3 protein-coding genes are annotated in these 3,279 nt (G+C 70.1%); all 3 read right to left on the bottom strand.

Annotated features, from left to right (window positions below; translation table 11 throughout):
• Positions 1-101 precede the first annotated feature (101 nt).
• On the bottom strand, positions 102-842 hold the full coding sequence (locus AC6RA4_RS14005) for an SDR family oxidoreductase (RefSeq protein WP_500161276.1): 741 nt from the start codon (positions 840-842) through the stop codon (positions 102-104).
• 27 nt (positions 843-869) lie between these two features.
• Positions 870-2,342, bottom strand: a complete 1,473-nt coding sequence (locus tag AC6RA4_RS14010) for an aldehyde dehydrogenase family protein (protein ID WP_500161278.1) — start codon at positions 2,340-2,342, stop codon at positions 870-872.
• Positions 2,320-3,279: ATP-binding cassette domain-containing protein (locus tag AC6RA4_RS14015; protein ID WP_500161280.1), on the bottom strand; the 960-nt coding region annotated here is incomplete at its 5' end. The genes AC6RA4_RS14015 and AC6RA4_RS14010, both read right to left, overlap by 23 nt.

Genomic DNA, 3,279 nt, shown 5'->3' on the forward strand with positions numbered 1-3,279 from the left:
CCACCCTTCTCTGGTTCAAAAATACCTCGGGGGAGTCCGCGCCTGCGCGGACGGGGGCAGCGCCCCCGCGCCCCCTCTCGGCAAGCGCGACGGCCCAGCCCCTAGATGCAGCGCCCGCCATCCACCTCCATGCAGACGCCGGTCACCATCGAGGCCTCGTCCGAGCACAGGAACAGCGCCGCATTCGCCAGGTCCTCCGGCGTCGAGAACCGCCCGATGGGGATCGTCGAGAGGAACTTTGCCCGCATCTCGGGGGTGTCCTCGCCCATGAAGCTTGCCAAAAGCGGCGTGTCGCCCGCCACCGGGTTCAGCGCGTTGACCCGCACCCCCGCCGGCGCCAGCTCGATCGCCATCGCCTTGGTGGCGGTGTTCATCCAGCCCTTCGAGGCGTTGTACCAGTTGAGCCGCGGCCGCGGCGAGACGCCCGCCGTCGAGGCCACGTTGAGGATCGCCCCCGCGCCCAGCTCCTTCATGTGGCCCACCAAGGCACGCGCCGTGAGGTAGACCGACTTGCAGTTCACTGCGAAGACGCGGTCGAAATCCGCCTCCGAGACCTCCTCCATCGGCGCCGGCAGGTGGGTGATCCCGGCATTGTTGACGAGGATGTCGACCCGGCCCATCTCGGCCACAGCGCGGGCGACCATCTCGGCCACGCTGTCGCCATTGGCCACATCCACCCGGCAGGCAATGCCACCACAGGCAGATGCCACCCGCTCGGCGCCCTCGGCGTTGATATCGGCCACCATCACCTGCGCGCCCTCGGCGGCGAAGCGCGTGGCGATGCCCTCGCCAAAGCCCGATCCGGCTCCGGTCACGATGGCGCGTTTGCCCTCTAGTCTCATGGTCCGTTTCCTCCCTGAAAGTCCCGTTCAGCCGTGATGCGCGGCGACGGTCTTGAGCACCGAGAAGCCGTAGAGCGCCTCGAAGCCCTTCTCGCGCCCGTGGCCCGACTTGCCGACGCCGCCGAAGGGCAGCTCCACCCCGCCCCCGGCACCGTAATTGTTGAGAAACACCTGCCCGGCGCGCAGCTTCTTCGCGAGCCGCATCTGGCGTGCGCCGTCGCGGGTCCAGACGCTGGCCACGAGGCCGTAATCGGTGCCGTTGGCGATCCTGACCGCCTCTTCCTCGCTGTCGAAGGGCACGATGACCTGCACCGGGCCAAAGACCTCGTCCTGCGCGAGCACGTGATCCGCGGGCACCGGGCCGAAAAGCGCCGGGCGGACGTAATTGCCGCCCTCCGGCAGGTCGGCGGCGAGCCGGGCGCGGGCGAGCAGCGGCAGGTCGGCGCCCTTCTCGAGAAAGCTCTCGACCCGCGCCTTCTGGGTCGCGTTGATCAGCGGGCCGACATCGTGATCGGCCATCGCCGGCCCCACGACCTTGGCGGCATAGGCCTCGGCCATGCGGCGGCTGACCTCGTCATAGACCGGGCGCTCGACGAGGATGCGCGACGAGGCCGAGCAGGTCTGCCCGGCATTCTGCAGCCCGGCATTGACGAGGAAGGGCAGCGCGGCATCGAGATCGGCATCGGCAAAGACCAGCTGCGGCGACTTGCCGCCAAGCTCGAGCGTCACCGGCACCACGTTGGCGCCGGCGGCCTGCTGCACCGCCGCGCCGGTGCCCACGGAGCCGGTGAAGCTCACGTGGTGAATGCCGGGATGGCCCGAGAGCGCCGCCCCGGCCTCGGAGCCGAGCCCCGGCACCACGTTCAGCGCGCCCGCCGGCAGCCCCGCCTGCTGCGCCAGCCGGGCGAAGGCGAGCGCCGTCAGGCAGGCATCTTCCGCCGGCTTCAGCACGCAGGCATTGCCCATGGTCAGCGCCGCCCCGACCGAGCGTCCGATGATCTGCATCGGGTAGTTCCACGGCACGATATGGCCGGTGACCCCGTGCGGCTCGCGCAGGGTGTAGACGGTGTAGCCGTCGAGATAGGGTATGGTGGTGCCGTGCACCTTGTCGGCGGCGCCGCCGTAGAACTCGCAATAGCGCGCCAGCGCCAGCGCGTCGGCGCGGGCCTGGGTCAGCGGCTTGCCCACGTCCATCGCTTCGAGCTTCGCGAGCTCCTCGACATGCTCCAGCACCAGGCTCGAGAGCTTAGTGAGGATGCGGCCGCGCTCGAGCGCCGTCATCCGGCCCCATGCGCCCTCAAGCGCCGCCTCGGCGGCGGCGACCGCTGCGTCGATATCCGCCGCCGTGCCCCGGGCGATGCGGCCGATCTCCTCTCCGGTCGACGGGTTCACGATGGGCAGCGTCTCGGCGCTTGCGCGCCACTCGCCGCCAATCAGCATCTGCGCGCTGTCCTCGACAAGGCTCAGGCGCGCGTCGTCACGCGTCAGGCTCTGGGTCATCCTCACATCCTCCTCCCGGTGGCCGCGGCAGGGATGGTGCGGCAGCCAGCAAGGATTTGGTATACCAGTGAGCAGGGTTGTCAAATACCGTCTCGGTCTCCCCGGCCTCGACGATCTCTCCGCCGCGCATGACGAGCACCCGGTCGGTGATGCCGCGGACCACGCTGAGATCGTGCGAGATGAACAGGTAGGTGAGCCCGTATTGCCGCGAGAGATCCGCGATCAGGTCGAGAATCTGCGCCCGGACGCGGACGTCGAGCGCCGAGACCGCCTCGTCGAAGATCACCAGCTCGGGGCGGATGATCAGCGCGCGGGCGATCGCGATGCGCTGGCGCTGGCCGCCGGAGAAGGCATGGATGTGCTGATCCGCGTGCTCGGGCTTGAGGCCCACATCGGTGAGCGCCTGCGCGATGGCGGCGTCGCGCGCGGGCCCGCGCGGCGGATCGTCGAGCAGGTGGAAGGGCTCGGCGATCAGCCGGCCGACCCTGTGGCGCGGATTGAACGAGCCGTAGGGATCCTGGAACACCACCTGCACCCGGCGCCGCACGGCGCGGTCAGGTTTGCCGTGGCGATAGACCGGCGCGCCGTCCAGCGTGATCTCGCCCGCCTGCACCGGCTCGAGCCCGAGGATGGCGCGGGCCAGGGTGGACTTGCCGCAGCCCGATTCGCCCACCAGCCCGACGCGCTCGCCACGGGCGATCTCAAGGCTGACGCCGTTCACCGCGATGAGCGCCCGACCAGGGCGGAAGAGCCCTTCTCGGGGACCGGGATAATGCCGGGTGACCTGCGCGACGCGCAGGAGCGGCCCGTCGGGCCGCGGTTCGGGCAGGTCGGCGCGGTGGCGCGAGGCCTCGAAGAGCTGGCGGGTGTAAGGATGACGCATCTCGGCGAAGAGGCGCTTGGTCTCGCCCTGCTCGACGATCTCGCCGGATTTCAT

Source organism: Salipiger sp. (assembly GCF_059781815.1).